This is a genomic window from Streptomyces sp. NPDC050617, from assembly GCF_040654795.1.
GTDB lineage: Bacteria > Actinomycetota > Actinomycetes > Streptomycetales > Streptomycetaceae > Streptomyces.
In genome coordinates this window covers 183450-207711 of sequence record NZ_JBFAIS010000014.1, presented here as the reverse complement: position 1 = coordinate 207711, position 24262 = coordinate 183450, and the positions used below count along the sequence as shown (strand labels likewise).

Here is a 24262-nt window from a genome sequence, read left to right as displayed (position 1 = left end):
AGGTTGTCGGTGCGCGGGAACGCACGCCACGATCGTGCGCATGGGGAATCAGGGAAGTCGTCAGCCCGGAGAGTCCCAAGACCTGGCGGCCTTCTTGGAGCTGTTGCGCCAGCTCAAGGAGAGGTCCGGGTTGTCGTACCGGCAGCTCGAAGCGCGGGCGGCGGCAGTCGGGGACACCCTGCCGCGCAGCTCCGTCTCCCAGATGCTGAACCGGGACCTGCCGCCGCGGCCCGAGCTGCTGGCCGCTTTCGTGCGGGCGTGCGGGGACGGGGACCGGGTCGCGGAATGGGCCGAGGCCAGGGACCGGGCGGCCGGGGTCCACCAGGCTCAGCCACCGGCTCCGGCTCCGGCTCCGGCTCCGGCTCCGGCACCGGCTCCGGCGGCCGTCCCGGCCCTGCCGGACGTATCGGCGGCGCCCTCCGCGGAGACGGGGGCGGGCAGGCCGCGGACGTGGCCGCGGCGTCGGCGGGGGTGGCTGACCACGGTGGTCGTCGCCGCGGCGGTCGGCGTGCTCGCCGTCGTCGCCGCGCTGGTGACCACCCCCGAGCGACAGGCGGACGACTCCCCGCGCGGGGGCGGCCGGCCCGCCACGGGCGCGGCCCCGCCGGACGGGCGGGTGGCGCTCCAGATCGCGGACGACCCCGGTCTGTGCCTCACCGACGGCCGAGTCCGGGACTGGCGGTACACGCCCTTGGTCGCGGTGCAGCGGCCCTGCGGGGCGGTCGCCCCGCAGACCACCTCGCTGGTACCGGTCGGCGACGGCCTGTACCGCCTCCAGTGGAACCATCCCGACTACGGCAAAGGCTGCCTGAAGGCGTTGACCAGCGGCAGCGGGGCGGGCCTGCTGGAACCCATGGACGACTGCGCGAGCGGCAGCCTGTTCAGCGTCGAACCGTCGGGGGGACTGGGAAGCGGCAGGTTCGTGTTGCGCGTCGCCGGCCAGGGATGTGTGGGCATCGTGGACTCCAGCACGGCAGCGGGGGCCGAAGCCGTCATGCAGCCCTGCACCGGCAAGGGCCGTCAGGTCTTCCTCATCCGTTCCGCGGAGCGGGGCGGGCGCACGGACGGGACCGGCTCTTCGACCGTGCCCAGCACGCGGGCCGCGGGGAAGTAGCCGACGGAGCGGGAGTCGTAGCTCCTGTCCCGGTTGTCGCCGAGCAGTACGAGCATCCCCTCGGGCACCTCCGCCTCCGGAACGCCGGCCAGGGCGGGCACCTCCGCGCGGGGAACGGGGTCGCCCGGGACCGCGGCCACCCGTTTGATGAACCAGTGCCGGGTGCAGATGACGTGGGCGGGGGCGGTACGAGCCACGGGGGCGTCCGGCCAGGGCGCCTGATACGGCGGCCGTTCCACGACCACCACCGCTCCGCGCGCGGGAACCGCCCGGCGACGCGCCAGCACGCGGTCCCCTTCGTGGAACGCCGGTTCCATGCTGTCCCCGGTCACGTCCACGGTGACCAGCCGCGTCTCCGCGGCGCGTACGGCTGCGAGTACGGCCGTGACAGCCACCGCGGGCACGCTGCCGACCGCCCCCCACGCCGGGCGGCCGGTGGCGACCGCCAGGGCCGCCGCCCCGGCCCAGCAGCAGACCACCGCCGCGTACAGGGCGATCCGGTGGGCCCGCGCCCGCCGGGCGCGGCCCCGCGCGCGGGCGACGGCGGTCTCCGCCCGCGCGCGCTGCTCGGAAACGGGCGAGGGGCGGGGACCGCCGACCGGGCTCATATGCCTTCTCCTGTACTGACGTCGGCGAGGGGGTGGGTGCGAGCGGTGGACGGCTTCGCGGCGGCCCGGTAGGCGGCGGCCTGGAGCGTGTACAGATGCGCGTACCGTCCTCGGCGGGCGATGAGCGCGTCATGGGTGCCCTGCTCGGCGATCCGCCCCTTCTCCAGGACGACGATCACGTCCGCGTCGCGCAAGGCGCCCAGCCGGTGCGAGATCAGGAGGCTCGTCCGACCCTGCCGGTGAGCGCGCAGCGAGGCGTGGATGTCGTGCTCGGCCGCCGCGTCGAGCCCCGCCGACGGCTCGTCGAGGATCATGAGGTCCCGCCGGTCGCGTACGAACCCCCGCGCCAGGGCCAGGCGTTGGCTCTGTCCGCCGGACAGCATCACGCCGGCCGCCGGGTCCGCCGTGTCCTCCTCGGCGAAGAAGATGCGGGACAGGAGGGTGTCGTACCCCTGGGGCAGCGCGTCCAGCACATCGTGGACGCCGGAGCTCGTGGCCGCGGCCCGTATCCGCCCCGGCTCGTCGAGCGCGCTCAGGTCCCCCTGCGCGATGCTCTCGGCAGCCGTCATGTCGTACTCCATGTAGTCCTGGAACACGGCGCTGATGCGGCGGCGCAACTCGGTGATGTCGGCGTCGCGCAGGTCGACGCCGTCCCACAGGATGCTGCCGTGCGTCGGGTCGTAGAACCGGCACAACAGTTTGACCAGCGTGGACTTGCCGGAGCCGTTGAGCCCCACCAGGGCGATGGCGGCCCCGGCGGGCAGCCGGAGGGTGACGCCGCGCAGCGCCCAGGGATGGCGGGGCGAGTAGCGGAACCAGACGTCGCGCAGTTCGACGCAGTCCCGCAGCGGGGGCAGTTCGCGAGGCTCGGCGGCCATGGGGAGCTCGGGCCCGGCGCGCACGACGGACTGGTAGTGGCCGAAGAGCAGGTGGGCGTGGTGCGCCCCGGCGAGGTCGCTCGCGAACGTGGTCAGCGCCCCTTGGACCCCGGCCACGGCGGCCAGGAAGACGGCGACGTCGCCGGGGCTGAGGCCGCCGCCGCCCGCGGCGCGCACCGTCCAGAGCAGGCCGGCGCCCGCCACCACGGCGGCGAGCAGGCCGAGGCCGGTGCGCAGGCGGGCCTCCTGGCGGTCGACGGCCCGCCGGGCCGCGTCCGCGCCGCGCCTGCTGCTGATCATGCGGCCGCGCAGATACCCGCTGGTGCCGAAGAGTCGTATCTCCTTCGCCGCCTCGACGTTGGCCAACAGCCCCATGTAGAAGAACTGGCGCCGCTCGTCCGGCCCTATGCGCCAGGCGGTGGCGGCGCGCCGACGGGACAGCATCACCTCGGCCACCAGGGTGGGTACGGCGGCGAGCAGCACCAGGGCCATCGTCGGCGGGCTGATGACCAGCAGCGAACCGAGGAACCCGACGACGGTGAACAGCGAGCGCGCGGCCCCGAGCACCCCGTCGACGGCCTGGGTGGCGGCCGGCGAGGCGACGACGGTCTGCTGGGCGAGCCGCAGCCGGTCCAGGAACTCGGGGTTCTCGAACCGCTCCAGTCCGGCGAACCGACCCACGGCGATGAACAGCCGGTTCTGCGCGAACAGGCCGACCCTGCGGTCCATTTCGGTCCGCAGGTAGTGCGCGAGGTGCGGTATGGCCCCGGTCGCCATGCCGGTGGCCACGATCACCAGGGCGGGAAGCAGGAGTTCACGCGCGGTGGCGCCGGCGGCGAGCCGGTCGACGATGAGCTTGACGGACCAGGCGGCGACGACCGGGAAGAACCCGGTGGCCAGCACGGGCGCCGCGTAGAGAAGGAAGGTGCCGCCCGCCGCCCGCACCACCAGCCGCAGGGAGCCGAGGACCGGGGTACGGGCATGGGTCTGGGCACGGGTGTGGCCGTGGCTTCCCGGGGGCGGGTGAGGCGGGGCCTCGTGTGGTGGGGCCTCCTGTGGTGGGCCGGGCTGCGGTGGGTCGGCCCGCGGCGGATCGGGCTGCGGTGGGTCGGCCTGCGGGGGGTCGGCGGGGGCGGGTTGCTGCGGGTCTTCGCCCGGCCCTTGATGCGTCGGAGGGGGCATGCTCGTCCTTCCCGGGGTCCGAGGCAGGGACGCCGACTCGGTCAGTACGAGGTGAGGGCCGGGCGCTCCACGTCGACCTCATCGGTCATGACGAGAAGGCGGCCGTCCGTGCTCCGATTGACCTTCAGCACCACGGGGAAGCCCCGTACCTTGCAGGCGTCCGCGACGGCGTCGGCATCCCGCCCGGTCACCACGCGCGCCACCGGAGCCAGCGCCGACAGGCTGGGCGCGGCGGCCTCCGCGTCCGCCGGGCCGTCGACCGTCACCACGGCGATCACCTGCTCACGCCCGCGCGGCACGCCGCGCGCGTACTCGATGAACTTCGGCAGCTTCTCCTTGCACGGGCCGCAGGACGGGGAGAAGAACGCGACGACCGTCTCACTTTCGATCATCGAGTCCCGCACCGGTTCGCCGTCCACCGAGGAGACGGAGAACTCCCCGACCTCGTCGCCGGGACCGAGGGCGATCCCGCCGCGGCTGCGCTCCGAGAGCAACTCGGTGTGCTCGCGGAGGCGTTTGACGACGCCGACGGTGAGGATCAGGTCGAGGGTGCACAACAGACCGACGAGGACGACGGTGGCGATGAGGACGGGCACGGGTGTCTCCCTTCGGGTACGGGTGCGGTGCTGGGTGCGTTACGCGCCGGGCTTGATACGGGCGGAACTCCTGGCCGCCGGGCGACGGTTCGGGCTATTGGGACTCACCGGGCTCACCGGCCGTACCGAGCTCATCGGCCTCGCTGGGCTCACTGGCCTCATGGGTCGGAACAGCGCGACGATCGAGTCGAGCGCGGCCACGCAGCCGCCGGCGAGCAGTCCGGCTGCCGCCGCCACGGCCAGCCCCGCGGGCCGGGCCGGAGCCGTCCCGTCCAGCAGCGTCGTGCTCATCGTGACCACGGCGAACCCGGCGAGCAGGAGATTGCGCACGAGGTGCGGGACGCCGAGCGGGGTCGTGGAGCCGCTGCCGAAGCATCGGCAGACCTCGCTCGTACCACGGGCGACGACGCGGGCGATGGCGGCCGCGAAGACGGTGAGCAGTGCCGCGGCGAGTGCCAGGCCCAGCCCCACGACGAAGGCCGGGGCCGCGGGCGTCAGGATCAGCAGGCAGACGGACCACTCGGCCGCCGCCACGGCGACGGCGACGGTGCGGGTCGCCGTCCGGGGCACGACGTTCAATCGGCCGAGGGACGCGGCGAACGCGGCGAATGATCCCCGGCCGGCTGTTTTGCCGACGGCGGCGGCCAGAAAGACCGTACCGATGAGAATGCGAATGCCGAATTCCGCGTACTGCACCGTAATTCACCTCCTGTGAGCGGAGCATGTGAGCAGGTTCTGTGAGCGGACCTCTTGATTGGACGCGCGTTATGGCGGTCCGGGGCAGTTGGCACGCCGGGACGGTGAAGAGGGCCGGGGACACCGATGGGCGTAGACCGGAATTGCGCCGCCGGTCGCGGCCCACCGGTGTACCCGGCCGTACTTCAGGTCACCTCACCGGAATCAACACTTCGGGCAGCTGCGCCAGCAGTTGATGGAACCGCAGTAGGTGTTGACGCAGCAGGCGCTCCGTGCGCACTGCCAGCACTCTTTGAAGCACTGACACGCGAATGCCGAGGCGGATGCTTCCACCTTGGGGACGAACAGGCCCAGCAGCCTGTTGCTCATGGATTCCAATACCTTGGACATGGTCCTCCTTCGGTCAGTTGAGCCGAGGGCGTCGCGAAATGACGGAAGCGCCGTCGAGGAAGCACGTTCGGGCATACGAGGAGCAAAGGCCCTCGTATTCCGACCGTGTCGATTCGCGACAATGCAGGAGCCTAGCGACGCCCGACGCGGCGGCTCCACTGTCCGGCTGTCCGGGACGCGTCCGGGACAACCGGACGTGTCCGGGACTCCCCTCGGACACGACTTCGGACACGCTTTCGGACAACTTCGGACAGGCCGCAGCCGGCCGATGCGGGCTCAGCGGGGCACTTCGGGGGCTCTGTACCGTGGGTCCGCAGATGAGAAGCGAGGACAGGCGAGGTCAGGGGTGGACGGGATGAGCGGGAACGGGCTGGGCTGGCAGGTGATGCTGCTGGGCGGGGCGTCGGGGAGCGGGAAGACGCGGCTCGGGTATCCGTTCGCCCAGCGGCACGGGGTGCCGGTGGTGGAGGTGGACGACATCGTCGAGGCCGTACAGGCCATGACCACCCCCGAACAGCAGCCCGCCCTCCACCACTGGACCACCCGCCCCGAGGACGCCGACCTGCCCGTCGAGCGGGTCGTCGAGCTCCAGCTCGCGATCTGCGAAGCCGTACGGCCCGCCGTCGAGGCGGTCATCGCCAACCACCTGCGCACCCGCGTCCCCGTCGTCATCGAGGGCGACTACCTGCTGCCCGCGCTCGCCGCGCAGCGCTCGTTCGCGGGCGTCGAGGCGGATGCGGGGGAGGTGCGCGCGGCGTTCGTTCGCGAGGGCGACGTCGACCAGCTCGTACGCAACTACCGCGACCGCGAGCCCGAGGAGGGCCCGCAGTCGCACCGGGCGCGGGTCAGCGCCCGGTACGGCGACGTACTGGCGGAGCAGGCGAAGGCGCTCGGCCTGCCGGTGATCGAGGCCAGGCCGTGGGCCACGGCGGGGGAGCGGCTGGCGGCCGGGGTTGCTGCCGGACCGGCCTGAAGGGGCGGGCCCCGCCGGTGCCGCTGGTCACGGCGCGTTCGGGGAGGGCTGCCGTGGAACGTCGCCGAAGGTCATGCGATGCCCGCGGGCTTGGTCCGTTCCGTCGGGGCGTGTTCCGTCCGGGGCGTACGGCGGGAGCCGCAGCGGTTCGTATGATTCGGCCCGCTCCGTGCCGCAGGCCGAGCAGCGGTTCATGCCGTTGTGTTCGTGCCAGCCCTTCGCGTGGGCACACGATGATGCCGCGTATCCCCATGCCGTCTCGGTGCGGCGCATGGTCATCACGGTTGCGCCTGTAGCGGTACGGGGTGCCCCTGGGCCCGGTGGCGCGCCAGGAGTACGCGGCAGTCCAGGGCCGCGCTCGGGTCGCGATTCCGCTCCGCCTCGGCGAGCTTCTCGGTCAAGGACTGGCAGTACGCGCAGGTGGGGGAGTTCTTCGCCGTCATGCCTGGGCCTTTCTGGCTGCCAAGGCTCTGCCTCGGCCTGTACGGGGGGAGTTGTGCGGGGCATGTACGTGCCGGGGCCTACGGGTCCGTCGGGTCGGCTGGGTCCGCCGGGCCGTGCGACGCCGACCGAGTCACCACGTCGCCTTCGACCAGCCGCCCGTCGAATTCCTCCGGCGGCTCCAGCGTCACGTAGTCGCCGAAATTCCGGCGATACCGCTTGTGCCCGGTCGCCTGGGCGTGCTTGCGCATCCACTCGGCCGCCGCTTCCGGGGCGATATCCATGGCGGATTCCTCGCCGCATTCGATGTCGTCCCCGGACACGCAGGTGACCGAGAACTCCGGGTGCGCGAACGGGTCCAACTGGACGGTGTGGGGCACGTACCGGAAAACGCGACGGCTCATCAGGACCCCCTGCCTTTCGGCCCCGCCGGGGCTCAGGCGAACGGCGGTGTCCGGCTTCCCCCGCCCCGCGCGGCACTCCGCGCACCGGCACGGCGGAAACGCGGGCGAACCGAAAGGAATGGCCGGCGTTCCGCGCAGCCCGTACGAGTCGCCGAAGACCCCCGAAAGCGTGCCGTTGACCTCACGCTCGACCATCCGACGAGACAGCGCCCCGCGCGTCTCTCGCGCCTCGCCCCTCATGAGCGCCGCCATCGCATTCGCGGCGAGCGGCTCAGTACGCGTGCCCGTATCGCGCGTGCCCCGTCGCATTCCGACGACAGCGGCCAATGCGGGTTGGCGTTGTCGGGGGACGGGGATGTCGACGCAACGGCGTCTCTGGGCATCGCGAGGGCCTCTCCAACGAGCGTGGTCTGTCACGCTGGCAGGGAGAGGCCCTGATGTCTGTGGCATTTTCACCATGCGTGAGCGGCAAGTACCCCGCGTAATCACATGGCCAGGCCGACCACCCCGGCCAGCTCCCGCATCTCGGGGGTGAGCGTGCGGCGGCCCTGGACCAGTCGCTTCATGATGTCGCGGGCGAACCGTTGTTGTGGCAGCCACTCGGGTGAGCCGTCGCGGATGATCATCAGGCGCTCAACTGCCGCGCTGTAGTTGCGAGTTTTGGCGTAGGCGTCGGCTACGTCGAGGTAGTGGCGGTTGCGGTTGTTGCTGGTCGGCCGGAGGCCCCCGGTCGGCACGCGCTCGGCGAGGCGTAGCACGACGTCCGGGCGGTCGACCACGGCGGCGTTCTCGGCCCGTTTCAACGCGACGGTCACGGGGCCGAAGGTGCGGAGGCGGTCGTTCTCCGGGGCGTACTCCCGGCCGACGGCTACCGCTGCCGACCGTGCGAACCGCAGGGCGTCCTCGGCCTCGCCCGGCGCGTTGTCGCGTACCGCTGCCGCCGACACGCGCAGCAGCATCCAGCCCCACGTGCTGAGTTCGGTGGGCGTCGCGCGGGAGATCCGGGGTTCGGTCTCGTCGGCCCAGTGCGTCGCCAGCTCGCGGGCCTCGCCCAGCCTTCCCTGCCGCAGCCGCAGCCAGCACAGCGTGTTGACGGTGGCCGCCGCCTGGAGGCGGTCCCCGGCATCGTCCAGGGCGCGGGTCAGGGCCACCTCCGCCGCCGCGAACTGACGCGTCTGCGTCAGCAGCCACCCGACGAGTTGCAGTGTCCGTACGCGCACGGCCCGCCCCTCCGGGCCGAGCGCGTCGGCGTCGCGCACCAGGGCCGGGGCGACCACCGCCAACGCGGCGAACGCGTCGCTCTTGAACAGCGGCTGGGCCGCCTTCAACGCGTCCGTCACCCCGCCGACGGTGGGCAGATCCTCCCCCTCGGCGGCGACCGGCGGGGCCGCGACGGCGGCGCGTACGGCTGCCCAGCGGTCCTCTGTCCGCGCGTCGGCCCCGTCGCCGTCCTGGTCACCCGCGAGGTACATCGTCGGGACGCGCAGCGCGTGGGCCAGTTTTCGCCACGTTTCCAGGCGGGCGCCGTCCCGTTCTCCTTGTTCGAGTTTTGTGATCACGGATTTCGAGACTCCCGACGCGCGGGCCAGATCGCTCTGCGTCAGATCCCGCAATTTGCGGGTGGTCTTGAGGCGTTCTCCAGCAGATCCCATACCGTCAGGCTAGCGCCGCCATCCCGCCCTGCACCGTACCGCCGCAGCCTCGCGGGCGCGGTCGGACGCGTGCCGAAAGCGGCCGTCGGAGTCGGCTGATCGGCGATCAATTCGTGTAGTGGCCACTACTGTTGAGCGGGCACTTCTCGTGACCGGCCGATGAGCGGAGGGCGTCTCCATGATGGCAGCGAGCGGCGATCCCGGCGGCGTGGCGGGGGCGGATCCCGACCGGTTGGACCGGCGGACCGGGCTGGCGTGCGGGCTGCTGATCCTCGGTGCGTTCCTCGCGCTGCTGGACACGACGATCGTCAGCGTCGGCATGGACAGGATCGGGGAGCACCTCCACTCGCCGCTGTCGACCATTCAGTGGATCGGCGCCGGGTACATGCTGGCGATGGCCGTGGCCATTCCGCTGTCCGGGTGGGCCGTGGACCGGTTCGGCGGGCGGCGGATGTGGATGGGGACGCTCGCGCTGTTCCTCGTGGCGTCCGCGCTGTCCGGGCTCGCGTGGTCCGCGCCGAGCCTGATCGTCTTCCGTATCGTGCAGGGCTTCGCGGGCGGGCTGATCGAGCCCGTCGCGCAGACGATGATCGCCCGGACCGCCGGGCCGCGCCGCGTGGGCCGGGTGATGAGCCTGGTGCAGATCCCGATGATGCTGGCCCCGGTGTTCGGGCCGGTGATCGGCGGTTCCGTCATGGAGCTGGCGGGGTGGCGCTGGCTGTTCTTCCTCAACCTGCCGATCGGAGCCGCCGCTCTCCTGCTGGCCCGGCGCGCCCTGCCCAAGGACCAGCCCGCCGCCCGGACCGCCGACAGAGGCTTCGACTCCCTCGGCTTCGCCCTGCTCTCACCGGGCCTCGGGCTCCTCGTCTACGGGCTGTCCCAGGCCGGTACGGGCGCGCGGCCCGGTTCGGCGACCGTGGTGGTGCCGGTCGTCCTCGGGGTCCTGCTGCTGCTCGGGTACGCCGTCCATGCCCTGCGCACCAAGGGCGTACCCCTGATCGACCTGCGGCTTTTCGCCAACGGCAAGTTCGCCCGGTGCACGGTCATGCTGTTCATGCTCGGCTTCACCGTCAACAGCGGGCTGTTCATGATCCCGTTGTACGACCAGATCGTGCGCGGAGAGGGCCCCGTACACGCCGGGCTCATGGTGGCTCCACAGGGGCTGGGCGCGGCCCTCGTCCTGCCGTTCGTCAGCCGCCTCACCGACCGCTTCGGCGCGCGCGGCGTCGTCCCCTTCGGTATGGCACTGGCCTGCGTCGGCACGTTCGCCTACACCCAGATCGACGCCGGTACGGGCCAAGGCTGGCTCGCCTTCTGGCTGTTCGTACGCGGCGTCGGCACCGGAGCCACCTTCGGCCCGGCCCTCGGCGCCGCCTACCAGGCCATCGGCGAGGCGGTCGCGGCGCGGGCCACCAGCGCGCTGTACGTGCTGCTGCAACTCGGCGGCGCGATCGGCACCGGCGGTCTCGCGCTCCTCTTCCAGAACCGCATCGCCGCCGCGATCCCCGGCGCCACCGGCACGCCCAGCGCCGCCGACGATCCGAGCCTGGCCGCGCCCCTCGCCCACGCCTTCGGCGAGGCGTTCTGGGCGGGTGTGGCCGTCTGCGCCGCCGCTGTCGTCGTCGGGCTGTTCCTGCCCGGTCGGTACAGGGGAGGGGAGGAGTCCGCCCCGCGGGCCGGGGCCGGGGCCGGGCAGGACGCCGCGGCGGAGGCGTCGGGGGAGGCGTCGGCGGCGGACGCCTCCGCGCCCCCCGCCCACTGAGGCCCCGGCCCCGGCCCCCGGCCCCCGGTTCAAGCCCGGCGGCCGCCGTCGACCGACATGGCGGTGCCGGTGACGTAGGAGGCGTCCGGCGAGCACAGCCACACGGCCGCGGCGGCGACCTCTTCGGCCTCCGCCAGCCTGCGCAGCGGGGTCACGGCCGCCTGCCGCTCGACCATCCCGGCGCCGGCGGAAGCGACGACACCGTCGAACATGGCGGTCTTCGTCAGCGCCGGGCACAGCGCGTTGACTCGGATGTCGTCCGGCCCGTAGTCCACGGCCGCCACCTTGGACAGGCCGACGATGCCGTGCTTGCCGGCCACATACGCGGGGGCGCCGGGGATCGCGTACAGGCCGCCGTTGGAGGCGACGTTGACGATCGAACCTCCGCCGCGCCGCCGCATCGCGGGCAGTTCGTACTTCATGCACAGCCAGGTGCCGATCACGTTGACCCGCAGCACGCGCTCCCACTCCTGTACGGACATCTCCGTCAGGACCTGGTGGTGCGAGGCGATTCCGGCGTTGTTGACGGCGAAGTCGAGCCCGCCGAACGCCGCCACGACCTGGTCCACGGCCCGCCGCACGGACTGCTCGTCGCCGATGTCGACGGCCACGGCCTCCGCCCGGCCGCCCTCCGCCGCGATCAGCTCCACGGTTCGGCGGGCGCTGTCCTCGTCCAGGTCGAGCACGGCGACCGCGGCCCCGCGCCGGGCGAACTCAAGCGCAGCGGCACGCCCGATTCCGCTGCCCGCGCCGGTGACCAGACCGGCCTTGCCCGCGTAGCCGCTCATGCCAGCGGCTCGTGGTTGACCCAGATCGCCTTGTAGGGGTGGCGGCCCTGCCAGCGCTTGATGAGGTCCACCGCCCCGGGCATGGTGAACGTCGCGTTGAGGGCGTCGAGGTCGGCCAGGCGCAGTTGCAGAACGGCGCTGGCGACGGCCACCGGGGCGTGGTCGTCACCCGGTACGCGGATGTGGTGCCGGGCCGCGAACGACTCGACCAGCCCGGAGCCCATCACGAGCTCCTCGAACTCCTTGAGGTACTGGTCGAGCTCGCTCGCGGGAATCGGATTGTCGAAGGCTATGATCATCGTGTGGTGCATCATGCCTCCAGCGAACAGGCATTTTCCGCACACGTCCAAGATCTATCCGCTCTCGTTCGATGCCTGGAGGGAATGGATCGGGCGGTAGTCCAGCCGGTAGCTTCGGCGATCAGGCCGATGTGTCGTACGCGTAGAAGCCCCTGCCGGACTTCACGCCCAGGTGGCCCGCGTCCACGTACTTCTTCAGCAGTTCCCTGGGGCCCGCGGGCAGGTGGGGGCGCTCCTGCGCGTAGTGGTTCTCGATGTCCAGGACGACGTCCAGGCCGACCTGGTCCATCATCCGGAAGGGCCCGGCGTCGAGCCCCATGTTGATCTTCCACATCTCGTCCACGTCCTCGGGCGTGGAGACTCCCTCGGCCACGACCTCCAGCGCCTCGCGCTTGATCGCGGCCCAGACCCGGTTGAAGATGAAGCCCGTTGACTCCTTGCGCGCCACGAAGGGGAAGATGCCGTAGCGCGGCAGCTCGCGCGTGAGCAGGTCGAGAATGGCCGGGTCGGTGTGTCCGTCGGACATGAGGTCGATCGCGTTCTGCTGCGGCGGCATGTAGAAGTGCATGTTCAGTACGCGCTCGGGGTGTTCGACCCGGTCGATGAACTCACCGGTGGCGTACGAGGAGGAGTTGCTGGCCAGGATGGTGTCCGGCAGGGCCGCCCGGTCCAGTTCCCCGAAGATCTCCTTCTTGAGGTCCAGCCGTTCCGGGATCGCCTCCACCACCAGCCAGGCGTCGCGCAGCGCCTCGGCCAGGTCATGGGTGACCGTGACCTGGCCCGGCCTTCCGTCCTCGATCCTCGCCGCGACCTCGGCCACGTGCTGCTCGACGTAGGACAGCGCCGCCTCGTCGGCCTGATGCGACGTGTCGTAGATCCGTACGAGCCCTCCCCGCGTGGCGAACATCAGGGCGATGCGCCGGCCGAGGGTGCCGGCGCCGATGACGGCGACCGGCCGGTTCTCAATGTCTGTGGGGATGGTGAAGGCCATGTCGGTTCCTTCGCTCTCTGGGGTGCTGAGGCTGGTGGCTGCGGGAGATCGGCCGGCCCTGGTCCGGTGCTGGGTTGGCCCCTGTGCTGGGTCCGGTGCTGGGGTCTGGTCCGGGGGGGGCGGGTCCGGGCTCGCGGGGGTTCTGTCGTCAGGTCTGCTCAGGGTCGGGCAGGCCGGGCTCGGGCAGGCCGGGCTCGGGCAGGAGGCACAGTCCGGTCAAGGGGTGGTCCAGCGCGGCGATCTCGCGTGGTTCCCGCCCGGCCGCGGGGCCGTCGGGCAGGGGTATGGCGCGGAGGTGGCCACCGAGGTCGGAGACGTAGGCGATGCCCTCCCGGCTGTCGACGGCGAGACCGATCGCCTCGGTGAAACCGTCCGCGACGATCTCGGGCGTCTGCCCCGTCGCGCCGGGCTCGGGAACGGGCGCGCGGTTGAGCGTGTTGCCGTGGGGCGGCGCGCCGCGGTCCGTCCAGTACAGCCGGCCGCCGTCGAGGTGGAGGTCGATCGGTTCGGGCAGGTCCTGCCAGAGCACCTCGATGTCGGAGCGGTCCTCGGCGCTCTCGCCGGCGGGGAGGTCCAGACCGGCGCGGAGGATGCGGCCCTTGCCGCCCTTGGCCGGGCCCTTCTGCGTCCAGTACAGGTGCCCGCGCACGGGATCGACCGCCACGCCGACGCACTCGGCCAGGATGCCGTCCTCGGCTCGGTTCACCACGAGATCGGTCGGACCGCCGCCGTCCACCCGGACCCGGCTGACCCGACGGCCCTCGCGGTCGCCCCAGTACAGCGTGCCGGCGCCGTCGCCGGTCAGCTGTTTGCCGGTCGTCAGCGCCCCGGTCGGCACCACGTCACGGCGGGAGCCGTCGTCCAGGCTCATGGCGTGGACGCCGCCGTCGCGGCGGGAGAAGTCCTGACCGGCCTCGCCGGGCGTTTCGGGGTCCACCAGGGGAGTGCCCATGGTGGTCCAGTAGACGACGCCGGAGTCCACGACGATGCCGTCCGGAGCGGGGCCCGCGTCGTGGAGGAGCGTGCTCACCCGGCCGTCCGGAAGGCTGATTCTCAGCACCTTCCCGGGCACCACCTGCAATGCCAGTAGTTCTCGTGACACGTTGATCGTCCTTGCTCCCGCTCGTCCTTGCTTCTGCTCGTCCTGGCTCATCCGTGCTGTTCCGGCCTGTCGGGCCGTCGGCCGCGGGGCGGCGTCACCCCGGCCGCCTGTCCCCGGCGGCGGGCTCCGTCCAGCCCAGCGGTTCGAGGACGGCGCGGGTGCGGCCGTCCCGCACGTCGGCGAGGCGCTTGTACGCCGGCTCTCCGGTGCCGTACGCCTGTTCCACGGCGTCGAGTACCTCGCCCATCCGCGCCGGATCCGGGGCGCCGACCTCGAAGGACATCTGGGAGCCGACGTGTTCCGCCAAATGGCGCATGCCGCCGGGCCCGCCGCCCAGGACGCCGCTCTCGAACGGGCCGATGGCAGCCCAGCGCAGGCCGAGCGAGGCCCGGACCAGGTCGTCGAGGTCCCGGACGTCGATCACGCCCTGCTGCACCAGGTAGGCGGCCTGGTCGTTGAACACCTTCTGCAGGCGGTTCCCCACGAACCCGGGGATCTCCTTCTTCAGCCGGATCGGCAGCTTGCCGAGCCCGCGGTAGACCTCGACCGCCCGGTCGGCGGTACGCGCGGAGGTCCGCGCACCCGGCACCACCTCGACGAGCGGCATCAGCTCCGGCGGGTTGAAGGGGTGGCCGATCACGATCCGGTCCGCCGCCGGGTTGCCCCGGGCGATCACCGAGGGCAGCAGGGAGGACGAGGACGAGGCCAGCACCACGTCGTCGCGCGTGGACGCGGCCAGCGTGGCGAACAGCTGCTCCTTGATCTCGACGCGCTCCGGTCCCGCTTCCTGTACGAAGTCGGCGCCGGCCGCCGCCTCGGCCAGGTCGGCGGTCGCCGTCACCGGCAGGTCCGCAAGCTCGCGCGCCATCAGCTCGGGCAGGTCGGGCCGCGGGTCGCTGACCCGGACCTCCCAGCCCGCCGCGCCGAACAGCCGGGCCCAGGAGACCCCGATGACGCCGGCGCCGACGATCGTCACGACGGCCACGAAAATCACCCCACAGGAAGGAGAGCGGAACCAGCTCGGGAGGCACGGGGGCGGCCCCGCTTCCAGCGAACGGGACGGGGGAAGGGACGGCCACTTGAGGCTCGTACGACGGGCCCGTACGACGGGCCCGTACGACAGATCCGTACGACAGGTCCGAACGCTGAGCTCCGGCCGCCGTGCTCCGGCGGGTCTGATCGATTCCAGTGGACACCCGGGAAACCAGTCTGTCCAATATATGATCTAGTAGTGACTGATATGGCAACTGATATCAACCTGTCGCGGCGACTGCTGGAACAGTTCCTGGTGGTGGCGCGGGAGAAGCACTTCGGCCGGGCCGCCGAGCTCCTCGGCATGAGCCAGCCGCCGCTCAGCCAGTCGATCCAGCGTCTGGAACGGTCGGTGGGCGCGCGGCTGCTGGAGCGCGGCTCCGGCGGGGTGCGGCTGACCGCGGCCGGCGAGGTGTTCGCGGCCGACGCGCGGCGGCTGCTCGCTCTCCAGACCGCGATGGTCGAGCGGGCCCGGCGCGTCGCGAGCGGCCTGGAAGGGGAGGTCCGGGTCGGCTATGTCAGTCTGCTCAGCCACCTCTATCTGCCCACGATGCTGCGGACCGCGGCCGAGCGCCTGCCCGGTCTCCGGGTGCATCTGCACCACGGCTCCTCGCAGGAAGTGGCCGACCGGGTGCGTACCGGGGCCCTCGACCTCGGGTTCCTGCGGGACCCCGCGCGGCTCTCCGACGACCTCGTCAGCAAGGTGGTCTCCACCGAGCGGATCGGCGCCGCGGTGCCGCGCGAGCACCGGCTGGCCGGCGCCGACGGCATCGCCCTGTCCCAGCTGCGGGAGGAGGACTTCGTCCTGCCCGACCCGACCGCCCTGCCCGTCCTCGCCGAACAGCTCCAGACCGTCTGCCGCCAGGCGGGGTTCACTCCTCGCGGGGCCGTGGTCGCCGACGACCTCAGCGGCCTGTTCAGCTATGTCGCCGCGGGGCTGTACGTGAGCCTGCTCCCCGAGGACCTGCGGCACCTCGCGGTGCCGGGCGTGAGCTTCGTCCCGCTCCACGGGCCGACCGGCCGCCTGGACACCACCGTGTACGCCGTCTACCGCCCCGACGCCGACCGGGCCGTGATCCGCCTGCTGGAAATGATCACCAGCCTGCCACTCGGGAACCCACCGGGCCTTCTGTGACGGCCGCCTGACTGCCCGTCAGCGATCGGATTCGGTGAACAGGCGGTCACCCGCCCAGGTCAGTTCAAATGGCTCACATCGTTGTGGCACAGCAGCGTCCACCCCAGCCGGTCCCCCGGCGGCGGCCACGGCAGGGGGCGTCTCGCCCAGTGCGTCAGGCAGGCCGGGCCCGACGTGAACGACGTGTGGGCCCGTACGGCGGGCGGCAGGTCCAGCAGGAGCTGGCTGACCGCCGTGATCGTCTCGCCGTGGCCCACGACCAGGACCCGCTGCCCCGCGTGCCGGTCCAGGAGCCGGTCCACCGCGGCCTCCACCCGTGCCAGGTACGCGCCCCAGCTCTCGCCGCCCGGCGCGAGTGGCCGGTCCGGGCTGAGTACGGGCGTACCGCCGAAGGCGGCGACCACCTCCGGCCAGGGGCGTCCGTCGCCCGTGCCGCAGTCCGCCTCGCGCAGACCCGGCTCGGTGACCGGAGGCAGGCCCAGGGCCGCCGAGACGATACGGGCGCTCTCGCGCGCCCGGCGCAGCGGGGAGGTGTACAGGGCGTCGACGGGGTGGCGGGCGTGGTCCTCGCGGAGCCGGTGCGCCAGGCGCCGTACCTGTTCCCGGCCGGTGGCCGTGAGGCCCTCGCAGCCCGCCGGGCCGCCGACCGTGCCCGTACGGCTGCTCACCGATTCGCCGTGGCGCACCAGCAGGAGTTCGGTGGCTCCATGCGTCAACTGCCGCTCCCCGCAACGTGTTTGACCGGCACCTGGGGCACCGCCCGTAGCGCCGCCGCTAGGCCCGGGCCCCGGCGCCCGCCCTTCGTGAACGTCGCGGGCAGCGCCGCGAAGCCGTTGACCTGACCGACCGACGGATAGTCGACGGCCTCCGACCCGATCACCTCGTAGTCCGGCAGCCGCTCCAGGACGGCGCCGAGCATCGTCTGGAACATCAGCCGGGCGAAGTGCGCGCCCAGGCAGCGGTGGATTCCCGCGCCGAACGCGAGGTGGCGGGAGGCCGACCGGTCGACGCGCAGCAGTTCGGGGGAGTCCACGGCCGCCGGGTCGTGGTTGGCCGCCGCCCAGGAGATCAGTACGCGGTCGCCGGCCCGCAGCGGGCAGCCGTTCAGCTCGGTGTCGCGGGTCACCGTGCGGGCGTTGAAGTGGATGGGGGAGAAGTAGCGCAGGAATTCGTCCGTCGCGCTCTCCAGCAGCGCCGGATCGGCGGCGATCCGGCGGCGCTCGGCCGGGTGCCGGGCGAGCCAGTCCAGGCTCCGGCCGAGCAGCGCGGTCGTGCTGTCCGCGCCGCCGAAGAACAGCAACTGGCAGACGCTGACGGCCTCTTCGTCGGTGAGGTTCGCCTCCGCGGTCGTCAGATAGCTGATCAGATCGGCGCGCGGCGAGCGCCGACGGTCCGCCACCGCATCCCGGAGCAGTGCGAGCACCTCGCCCAGCAGCCGCCCGGCCTCGGTGTGCTCCGGGCTGCCGGGCGTGCTGGAGACCAGGGTGTGGAAGGGGTGGGTCAGCTCCCGCCAGTCCTCGGCGGGCAGTCCGAGCCAGGCCACCACGAAGCAGGCGGGCAGCGGGAACCCGAGGTCGCCGACGAGGTCGATCCGGCCGGTCTCGATCCGCTCGTCCAGCAGCGCCGTGGTGAGGCCGGTCAGCCACGGGCGCCACACCTCGCACGCGGTGTGCGAGAACCGCGGGCTCAGCAGCCGCCGGTAGCGGAAGAACTCGGGCGGGTCCACCTCCTGCGGGATGCTGCGGGTCCCGAAGGAGAAGGGCACGCCGACGCCCCGGAACCCGCCGCGCTCGCCTGTCGGGTCGTGGTCGGAGGAGAACGTGGCGTCGTCGCCGGCCACGGCGGCGACGGTCTCCTCGCTGGCGACCACCCAGAACCCGCCGTGCCGCTCGGAGCGGGCCACCGGGCAGCGTTCCCGCAGCTCGCGGTAGATCTCCGGCCACCGCCGCCCGTACTCGGCCGAACCGAAGTCGAAGTCGGTCCCGTACCCCGACTGTCCGTTTCCGTGCATCGTGATCACCTCGGTTCGGCCTGGAGGGCGTGCCCGCCCGGACCGGTCGGGACCGGCGGGCGGGGCGGGATCGGGGGCGGGGCGGGGTCGGGGCGGGCCCGTACGGATCAGTAGCGATAGTGCTCCGGCTTGTACGGGCCCCGGACCGGCACCCCGATGTACTCGGCCTGATCGTCGGTCAGCTCCGTCAACTCACCGCCCAGCGCCCGCACATGAATGCGCGCCACCTTCTCGTCCAGCTCCTTCGGCAGCCGGTAGACCTGGCGCTCGTACCGCTTGCGCGCGGAGAACAGCTCCACCTGCGCGATGACCTGGTTCGCGAACGAGCAGGACATCACGAACGACGGGTGCCCGGTCGCGTTGCCCAGGTTCACCAGCCGCCCCTCCGCCAGCACGATGATCGAGTGCCCGTCGGCGAACACCCACTCGTCGACCTGCGGCTTGACGTTGGCGCGCCGGATGCCGGGGAGCCGGGCCAGACCCGCCATGTCGAGTTCGTTGTCGAAGTGGCCGATGTTGGCGAGGATCGTCTGGTGCTTCATCCGGGACATGTGCTCGACGCGCACCACGTCCTTGTTGCCGGTCGTCGTGATGACGATGTCCGCGCGCCCCACGACGCTGTCGAGGGTCGCCACCTCGTAGCCGTCCATCTGCGCCTGGAGCGCGCAGATCGGGTCGATCTCGGTGACGATCACCCGCGCCCCCTGGCCGCGCAGCGACTCGGCCGCGCCCTTGCCGACGTCGCCGTAGCCGCAGACGACCGCGACCTTCCCGCCGATCAGGACGTCCGTACCGCGGTTGATGCCGTCCACGAGCGAGTGGCGGATGCCGTAGCGGTTGTCGAACTTCGACTTCGTCACCGAGTCGTTGACGTTGATCGCCGGGAACAGCAGCTCGCCTGTGTTCGCCAGGTGGTAGAGCCGGTGCACGCCGGTCGTCGTCTCCTCGCTCACCCCGAGGATCTCGCTCGCCACCCCGCTCCAGTTGGCGCCCTCGGCGGACAGCGACGCGCGCAGCCGCCCGAGGAAGGCCGCCCACTCCTCGGAGTCGCCCGCGACGGGGTCGGGCACCGAACCGGCCTTCTCGTACTCCACGGCCTTGTGCACCATCAGCGTCGCGTCGCCGCCGTCGTCCACGATCGCCGTCGGCCCCTGCCCGCCGGGCCACAGCAGCATCTGCTCGGTGCACCACCAGTACTCCGGCAGGGTCTCGCCCTTCCACGCGAACACCGGCACGCCGCTCGGGGCGTCCACGGTGCCGTCCGGGCCGACCACCGCGGCCGCCGCCGCGTGGTCCTGGGTGGAGAAGATGTTGCACGACGCCCACCGCACGTCGGCGCCGAGCTCCACCAGCGTCTCGATGAGCACGGCGGTCTGGACCGTCATGTGCAGGGAGCCGGATATCCGCGCCCCCTGGAGCGGGCGGGACGCGGCGTACTCCCGGCGCAGCTCCATCAGGCCCGGCATCTCGTGCTCGGCCAGCCGGATCTCATGCCGGCCGAACTCGGCCAGCGACAGATCGGCCACAGCGAAGTCCAGGCCGTTGAGGTGGTGCAGCCGCTCGGCGGTCATCGGTTCCTTTCCCTTCACGATGGATCAGCTGAGGAGATGGGCAACTTGTGTGCTGTGTAACGTATTTGATAATTAGTCAGTGCGGTTGCGGCGGTGACTCCGGCCAGTCCAGGCTCTCGAACCAGACCCCCGCGCGGTAGTTGGCGACAGCGGTGCGCATATACGGCACGACGTCGGCGGGCAGTTCGCGCACCGGGCTCCACACCAGCTCGGAGCACTTGCCGGGCTCGGCGTTGAACGGTTCGCCGGTCCAGTCGCGGCACGCGGTGAAGAAGTCGACCCGGCTGCCGTCGGCCTGCCGGTGCACGACCGACACCACATCGACGGACCCGGGCGTCACGTCCACCCCCACCTCCTCGCGGGCCTCCCGCACGGCGCCCCGGCGCACGCTCTCGTCGTCCTCCAGGTGCCCGCCGACCAGGCTGAGCCAGCCGTCCCGGTAGCCGGTGGCGCGCCGCCGGGACAGCAGGACGCGGCCGTCCCGCAGCAGCAGGATCCAGACGGCGGCGATCAACGGGCATCAGCGCCCGTACGGACGGTGGCCGGGCCCGTGCCCGTACGCGCTCCCATGCCTGTACGGACGGTGGCCGGGCCCGTGCCCGTACGTGCTCCCGTGCCCGTACGGACGTCAGCCGGGCCCGCGCCCGTACGAGCCTCCGCACTCGCGCCCGTGCTCGTACGGGCCGTCCCGCCGCTACCCGCCCACAGGGGCATGGTTCACCTCGGCCCCCGCAGCACTGGTCGGCCCCGCCGCACCGGACGCCCCGGCCGCGCCCGCCGCGCCCGCCGCCTCAGCGGTCCCGGTCGCCCTGGCCGGCGGCGGGCTCGGCAGCAGTGACGGGTCCTTCGCGGCCAGCCACGGGCCGAGTACCAGCAGGTCGAGTTCGCTGCGCAGGAAGGTGCGGACCGCGTCCGCGGGGGTGTTCACGATGGGCTCGCCCGCGAGGTTGAACGAGGTGTTGAGCACCACCGGCACCCCCGTCAGCTCCTCGAAGCGACGGATCAGCGACCAGTAGCGGGGGCTGTGCTCGCGCTCCACCGCCTGCGGGCGCGCCGTGCCGTCGACGTGCACGACGGCCGGGATCCGGGAGCGCACCTCGGGCCGTACGATCGCCGACACGTTCATGAACGGGGAGCGGTGCGCGGCGTCGAAGTACGCGTCGAACCGCTCGGCCAGGACGCTCGGCGCGAGCGGGCGCCAGATCTCGCGGCCCTTGATGCGGTTGAGCCGGGAGACGATCTCGCGGCTCCTGGGGTCGGCGAGCACGCTGCGCGCGCCGAGCGCCCGCGGTCCGATCTCCGCGCGGCCCGAGCACCAGCCGATGATCCGGCCCGCGGCCATGGCGGTCGCGACATGGCCGATCAGCTCGGCCTCCGGCACCTGGACGGCGTGCAGTCCGTGCGCGCCCAGCGCCTCCGCGGTCTGTACGTCGTCGGGGGCCGGACCCCAGTAGGCGTGGTCGATGCGGGCGGGCGAGAACGCCTCGCCCGTCTCGCGGGCGTGCGCGTGGGCGACGTGCAGCGCGGCGCCGAGGCTGACGCCGGGGTCGTGGGCGACCGGCAGGAAGTAGTACTCGTCGAAGAGCCCGCTGGCGGCGATCCGGGCGTTGGCCGAGCAGTTCTGCGCGACGCCTCCCGCCATCACGAGCCGCTTGCTGCCCGTCGCCTCGCGGGCGTGCCGGACGAGGCCGAGCAGCGCGTTCTCCAGGGCGGCCTGGGCGGAGGCCGCGAAGTTCGCGTACACCATCTGCTCCGCGCTCTGCCCGTCCAGATACGGGAACGTGTTCCGCCGCCAGTAGTCGAGCAGCGCCTCGCGCAGCTGGAAACGGGTTCTCCCCGTGTGCTCGATCCGCAGCTCCGGCGCCATCGCGGGGCCGCCGCCCTCGGTGACCAGCGGCATCGGCTCCTGCGGCCGGCCGTACGCGGCCAGTCCCATCAGCTTGCCCTCGCCGCGCGAACCGGCGGCCTCCAGGCCTGCGAACTGGGTCGCCGCCCGGTAGAAGTAGCCGAGGGACGCCTTGACGGGGTAGCTCGCCAGCGTCCGGATGCCGTCCCCGTCGCCGTACGCGATCGAGCTGGACTCCCGCTCGCCCTGCCCGTCCACCACCACGACGGCCGCCTCGTCGAAGCCGCTGGACCATAGGGCGCTGGCCGCGTGCGACATGTGGTGGGCCACCGGCTGCGCCTTCAGCCGCAGCGGGCGTGCGAACTCGGAGGGCAGGGCGTTGTCCAGTTCCAGGTAGGGCGCGGCCTGCAGCGGCGGGTCGAAGCGGTCGAGGTCCCAGCCGGTGGCGATGGCCGCGACGTCGCCGGCGCGCGCCCCGGCCTGCTTCAGGCAGGACCGTACGGCCTCGATCGGCATCTCCAGCCGGGCCCGCTTGTGGCGGCTGAACCGCTCCTGTTCGGCCATGGCCAGCAGCCGGCCGTCTTCCAGCAGGGCGGCGGAGGGGTCGTGGAAGCCGAAGTTGATTCCGAGGACGAGCATCAGTGGGCACCTCGCGTCATGGGCTCGATGAGGTCCCGCAACGGTCGCCCTTCCTCCAGGCGGACGATGTTGGCGCAGGCGGAGCGGAAGTACATCTCGGCTACCTCCCGGGTGCGACCGGCGATATGGGGTGTCAGAAGCAGGTTCGGGGCCCCGTCGAGCGGCGAGCCGGGGCTCAGGGGCTCGGCGGCGAACACGTCGAGCGCGGCCCCGGCCAGGCGGCCGGAGCGCAGGGCGGAGGCGAGGGCGGCCTCGTCGACGAGGCCGCCGCGCGAGGTGTTGACGAAGTAGCATCCGGGCCGCGTGAGCGCGAACTCCGCGGCGCCGAAACGGTAGTCGGCGGCGTCGGCCCGTACATGCAGGCTCACCACGTCGGCGGCGGGGAGCAGTTCCGCCAACGGCCGGTATTTTACGCCGAGTTCGCGCTCCCGCGCCGGGTCGAGACGGGTGCGGGAGAAGTAGCCGACGTCGGCGCCGAAGGCCGACAGCAGCCGGGCCGCGGCGGCGCCGACCCGGCCCAGGCCCACCAGCGCCACCGACGCCCCGGCGAGCTGACGGGTCGCCGCGTCGAACCGGTTGGAGGCGAGCCACTCGCCGGACCGTACGAACGCGTCGGCGTCGGGCAGCCGGCGCAGCAGCGCCAGCGCGGCCATGACGGTGTGTTCGGCGGTGGCCGCCGCCGCGAAGCCGGACTTGTTGTGCGCCACGGGCACGCCGTGCGCCCTCGCGGCGGCCAGTTCGCCGGAGATGTCGTACTGTCCGCGGCCCAGGCGCTGTACGAGGCGGACCCGGTGCAGCAGCGCGAAGTCCGCCTCGGTCAGCGGCTCCTGATCGACCATGATGACGTCGCAGCGGGCGAACTTGGCCGCCCGGTCCGCCGCCGTCTCAACCGAGCCGTTCCCGCTGTTGTCACCGTCCCCGCCGGAGTACTCCAAGCAGAAGCGGGGCGCGGTCAGTTCGGCTGCCAGGACGCGCTGCCCGAGTGCGCTGATCGCGCCGCGGACGAGGACGTTCACGAAGCCTCCCGGTCCGGGTCCGGCCGCCAGTCGTGGCCGAGCGCGGCGAGTTTGCGCCGGGCCACTTCCGCCTCGACCTCGGCGGGCACCGGCAGCAGCCGCGGCGGCGGGCCGTCGTGCGACGCCGGCCGCGCCGCGAGATGAGTCAGGCACAGCGCGTGCAGCGCCAGGGAGATGTCCATCATCTCCGGCGGGTTGATCCCCGCGTAGACGTGGTTGCCGCCGGGCCCCTCCAGCAGGGTGAGTCGCTTGCCGTCCAGGACGTAGTCGACCCGGCCGGGCGCGGCCGTGCGGCCGGTGGCGGCCGTGGCGAGGGCGGCCCGGTCGATTTCCTCGGCGGAGTGCCCGATCCCGCCGAGCACCGCGCCGTCCTTCAGGGCGCGCAGCCGCTCCAGGGAGAGCACCCGCCGCGCGTCGGTGACGGTGATGACGACATCGGCCGCGGGCAGCGCCCGGTCCAGCTCCACCAGCCGGTGCCCCTCGTAGACCGCCCGCACCGCCGCCACCGGCGAGACCTCGGCGATCTCGACGCGGCAGTGGCAGCCGCGGGCGTAGTCGGCGACGGCGCGTCCGGTGGTGCCGTAGCCGACCACCAGCACGCTCTTGCCCGCGAGCTGGACCCCGGCGTCGAGCACGCCGAGGAGCGCGGCCTGCCCCGTGCCGTGCGCTGTCTCGACCGCGGACTTGAGGGACGAGGCGGCCACGGAGAACAGCGGGAACGGCAGCGCGCCGCCCGCCTCGGCGACCTTCTGCACCGCGTTCCGCGAGTGCGCCGTCCCGCCGAGCACCGGCGTCGCCCCGTCCGTACGGCTCCACAGCAGGGCCAGTTCGCCGTTGTCGACGACCAGGTCGGGTGCGAAGCCGAGCACTTCCCGCACCCCGGAGCCGGACTCCTGCAACGGGGCGTCCAGCACCCGCGCGCCGAGCGCGGCCATCTCCCGGCCCGCCTCCGGGTCGAAGGTGGTGGACTTGGACGACACCACGAGGACGCGGGCGCCGCCGGCGAGGAGCACCCGCACGAGCTGCGCCGCCTCGCCGGTGACGTTCAGGGCGGCGGCCACCTTGCTGCCCGCGAGGGGCTGCCGCTTCCCGAAGTCCTGTTCCAGGGAACGCAGTACGGGCATCGGCGCGCCGCC

At 72.6% G+C, this 24262-nt stretch carries 25 protein-coding genes; 4 read left to right on the top strand and 21 right to left on the bottom strand.

Features of this window, described 5'->3' with window-relative positions; genetic code table 11:
* Positions 1–40: 40 nt before the first annotated feature.
* A complete protein-coding gene (locus tag AB0I49_RS20365; RefSeq protein ID WP_363228396.1) occupies positions 41–1114 on the top strand; it encodes a helix-turn-helix transcriptional regulator in 1074 nt (357 codons plus the stop codon).
* On the opposite strand, the gene AB0I49_RS20360 is transcribed toward AB0I49_RS20365, so the two are convergent.
* Genes AB0I49_RS20360 through AB0I49_RS20345 form a run of 4 tightly spaced genes read right to left on the bottom strand, consistent with a single transcriptional unit; the run spans position 1021 to position 5074 of the window.
* Positions 1021–1722, bottom strand: a complete 702-nt coding sequence (locus AB0I49_RS20360; protein WP_363228395.1) for a S26 family signal peptidase — start codon at positions 1720–1722, stop codon at positions 1021–1023. The two genes, AB0I49_RS20365 and AB0I49_RS20360, sit on opposite strands and share 94 nt — an antisense overlap.
* A complete protein-coding gene (locus tag AB0I49_RS20355; protein ID WP_363228394.1) occupies positions 1719–3782 on the bottom strand; it encodes an ABC transporter ATP-binding protein in 2064 nt (687 codons plus the stop codon). The genes AB0I49_RS20360 and AB0I49_RS20355 overlap by 4 nt, the downstream gene beginning before the upstream one ends.
* 41 nt (positions 3783–3823) lie before the next feature.
* Complete coding sequence (locus AB0I49_RS20350) at positions 3824–4378, bottom strand: hypothetical protein (RefSeq protein ID WP_363228393.1); 555 nt, start codon at positions 4376–4378, stop codon at positions 3824–3826.
* A gap of 39 nt (positions 4379–4417) precedes the next feature.
* Entirely contained in the window at positions 4418–5074 is a 657-nt protein-coding gene (locus tag AB0I49_RS20345) for a MauE/DoxX family redox-associated membrane protein (RefSeq protein ID WP_363228392.1), read from the bottom strand.
* A gap of 745 nt (positions 5075–5819) precedes the next feature.
* Between AB0I49_RS20345 and AB0I49_RS20340 the strand changes: the two genes are divergently transcribed.
* On the top strand, positions 5820–6437 hold the full coding sequence (locus AB0I49_RS20340; RefSeq protein WP_363228391.1) for a hypothetical protein: 618 nt from the start codon (positions 5820–5822) through the stop codon (positions 6435–6437).
* Positions 6438–6464: 27 nt separating this feature from the next.
* Here AB0I49_RS20340 and AB0I49_RS20335 read toward each other — a convergent pair whose 3' ends face one another.
* From AB0I49_RS20335 to AB0I49_RS20320, 4 genes are all read right to left on the bottom strand, one after another.
* Positions 6465–6710, bottom strand: a complete 246-nt coding sequence (locus AB0I49_RS20335) for a DUF6255 family natural product biosynthesis protein (protein ID WP_363228390.1) — start codon at positions 6708–6710, stop codon at positions 6465–6467.
* A 5-nt stretch (positions 6711–6715) separates the two neighbouring features.
* Positions 6716–6880: a hypothetical protein gene (locus AB0I49_RS20330; RefSeq protein ID WP_363228389.1), complete on the bottom strand. Its 165-nt coding sequence runs from the start codon at positions 6878–6880 to the stop codon at positions 6716–6718.
* A gap of 78 nt (positions 6881–6958) precedes the next feature.
* Positions 6959–7282, bottom strand: a complete 324-nt coding sequence (locus AB0I49_RS20325; RefSeq protein ID WP_363228388.1) for a hypothetical protein — start codon at positions 7280–7282, stop codon at positions 6959–6961.
* Positions 7283–7767: 485 nt separating this feature from the next.
* Positions 7768–8934, bottom strand: a complete 1167-nt coding sequence (locus AB0I49_RS20320) for a helix-turn-helix transcriptional regulator (protein WP_363228387.1) — start codon at positions 8932–8934, stop codon at positions 7768–7770.
* A 178-nt stretch (positions 8935–9112) separates the two neighbouring features.
* Between AB0I49_RS20320 and AB0I49_RS20315 the strand changes: the two genes are divergently transcribed.
* Positions 9113–10696, top strand: coding sequence for an MDR family MFS transporter (locus AB0I49_RS20315; protein ID WP_363228386.1), 1584 nt, complete (start codon positions 9113–9115; stop codon positions 10694–10696).
* Between the two features lie 29 nt (positions 10697–10725).
* Here the strand turns inward: AB0I49_RS20315 and AB0I49_RS20310 are convergent, their stop codons facing one another.
* The 5 genes from AB0I49_RS20310 to AB0I49_RS20290 all read right to left on the bottom strand — a co-directional run bounded on the left by AB0I49_RS20310 (position 10726) and on the right by AB0I49_RS20290 (position 14861).
* Positions 10726–11484 carry a glucose 1-dehydrogenase gene (locus AB0I49_RS20310; RefSeq protein ID WP_363228385.1) on the bottom strand — a complete coding sequence of 253 codons (759 nt, stop codon included), beginning with the start codon at positions 11482–11484 and terminating at the stop codon, positions 10726–10728.
* Complete coding sequence (locus AB0I49_RS20305) at positions 11481–11798, bottom strand: hypothetical protein (RefSeq protein ID WP_363228384.1); 318 nt, start codon at positions 11796–11798, stop codon at positions 11481–11483. Before AB0I49_RS20305 ends, AB0I49_RS20310 begins: the two co-directional genes overlap by 4 nt.
* A 106-nt stretch (positions 11799–11904) precedes the next feature.
* Positions 11905–12774 (bottom strand): 3-hydroxyacyl-CoA dehydrogenase family protein, encoded by an 870-nt coding sequence (locus AB0I49_RS20300; RefSeq protein ID WP_363228383.1) that lies wholly within the window; start codon positions 12772–12774, stop codon positions 11905–11907.
* 148 nt (positions 12775–12922) lie between these two features.
* The gene (locus AB0I49_RS20295) at positions 12923–13876 is read right to left on the bottom strand and encodes a hypothetical protein (protein WP_363228382.1); all 954 of its coding nucleotides are present in this window, start codon (positions 13874–13876) and stop codon (positions 12923–12925) included.
* A gap of 94 nt (positions 13877–13970) precedes the next feature.
* Positions 13971–14861: a 3-hydroxyacyl-CoA dehydrogenase NAD-binding domain-containing protein gene (locus AB0I49_RS20290; RefSeq protein ID WP_363228381.1), complete on the bottom strand. Its 891-nt coding sequence runs from the start codon at positions 14859–14861 to the stop codon at positions 13971–13973.
* 255 nt (positions 14862–15116) lie between these two features.
* On the opposite strand from AB0I49_RS20290, the gene AB0I49_RS20285 reads away from it, so the two are divergent.
* A complete protein-coding gene (locus AB0I49_RS20285) occupies positions 15117–16043 on the top strand; it encodes a LysR family transcriptional regulator (RefSeq protein WP_363228420.1) in 927 nt (308 codons plus the stop codon).
* 59 nt (positions 16044–16102) lie between these two features.
* Here the strand turns inward: AB0I49_RS20285 and AB0I49_RS20280 are convergent, their stop codons facing one another.
* The 8 genes from AB0I49_RS20280 to AB0I49_RS20245 form a co-directional block, all read right to left on the bottom strand.
* Positions 16103–16759, bottom strand: a complete 657-nt coding sequence (locus AB0I49_RS20280) for a histidine phosphatase family protein (protein ID WP_363228380.1) — start codon at positions 16757–16759, stop codon at positions 16103–16105.
* Complete coding sequence (locus AB0I49_RS20275) at positions 16756–18054, bottom strand: cytochrome P450 (protein ID WP_363228379.1); 1299 nt, start codon at positions 18052–18054, stop codon at positions 16756–16758. The genes AB0I49_RS20280 and AB0I49_RS20275 overlap by 4 nt, the downstream gene beginning before the upstream one ends.
* 107 nt (positions 18055–18161) lie before the next feature.
* Entirely contained in the window at positions 18162–19625 is a 1464-nt protein-coding gene (gene ahcY / locus AB0I49_RS20270; RefSeq protein ID WP_363228378.1) for an adenosylhomocysteinase, read from the bottom strand.
* Positions 19626–19701: 76 nt separating this feature from the next.
* Positions 19702–20139 (bottom strand): NUDIX domain-containing protein, encoded by a 438-nt coding sequence (locus tag AB0I49_RS20265; protein WP_363228377.1) that lies wholly within the window; start codon positions 20137–20139, stop codon positions 19702–19704.
* Entirely contained in the window at positions 20136–20339 is a 204-nt protein-coding gene (locus AB0I49_RS20260) for a hypothetical protein (protein WP_363228376.1), read from the bottom strand. Before AB0I49_RS20260 ends, AB0I49_RS20265 begins: the two co-directional genes overlap by 4 nt.
* Positions 20320–22110 carry a carbamoyltransferase C-terminal domain-containing protein gene (locus tag AB0I49_RS20255; RefSeq protein WP_363228375.1) on the bottom strand — a complete coding sequence of 597 codons (1791 nt, stop codon included), beginning with the start codon at positions 22108–22110 and terminating at the stop codon, positions 20320–20322. The genes AB0I49_RS20260 and AB0I49_RS20255 overlap by 20 nt, the downstream gene beginning before the upstream one ends.
* Positions 22110–23126: an NAD(P)-dependent oxidoreductase gene (locus AB0I49_RS20250; RefSeq protein WP_363228374.1), complete on the bottom strand. Its 1017-nt coding sequence runs from the start codon at positions 23124–23126 to the stop codon at positions 22110–22112. The genes AB0I49_RS20255 and AB0I49_RS20250 overlap by 1 nt, the downstream gene beginning before the upstream one ends.
* Complete coding sequence (locus AB0I49_RS20245; RefSeq protein WP_363228373.1) at positions 23123–24250, bottom strand: NAD(P)-dependent oxidoreductase; 1128 nt, start codon at positions 24248–24250, stop codon at positions 23123–23125. Before AB0I49_RS20245 ends, AB0I49_RS20250 begins: the two co-directional genes overlap by 4 nt.
* Between the last annotated feature and the right edge of the window lie 12 nt (positions 24251–24262).